Source organism: Niveispirillum fermenti, from assembly GCF_048066175.1.
Taxonomy (GTDB): Bacteria; Pseudomonadota; Alphaproteobacteria; order Azospirillales; family Azospirillaceae; genus Niveispirillum; species Niveispirillum fermenti.
Genome location: NZ_JBLTXA010000138.1, coordinates 1 through 395 on the forward strand (window position 1 = coordinate 1; position 395 = coordinate 395).

General features: G+C 69.9%; 1 protein-coding gene. It reads right to left on the bottom strand.

The window, feature by feature from the left end; genetic code table 11:
- Positions 1 to 395, bottom strand: a 395-nt coding sequence (locus tag ACM9LZ_RS26045; protein ID WP_416622403.1) for a hypothetical protein, incomplete at both ends; no start/stop codon positions are given.

The window sequence follows — 395 nt, forward strand, 5'->3', positions numbered from 1 at the left end:
ACCAGGCCCGCCGCGATCGACAGGCCGATCGGCTGATCCTCCAGCCCCAGGGCCGGTGTCAACGTCAATTCGACATGGACTTGTGTATCACCCGTACCCGTGCTCGGGTCCGTCGGAGACGTGCCGGTACCACCCGTGCCGCCTGTGCCCGTGCTCGGGTCCGTCGGGGTCGTGCCGGTACCACCCGTGTCACCTGTGCCTGTGCTCGGATCGGTCGGCGTCGTGCCGGTACCACCCGTGTCACCCGTGCCCACGCTCGGGTCCGTCGGCGTCGTGCCGGTACCACCCGTATCACCCGTGCCCGTGCTCGGGTCCGTCGGAGACGTGCCGGTACCGCCCGTGTCACCTGTGCCGGTGCTCGGATCGGTCGGAGACGTGCCAGTGCCGCCCGTGTT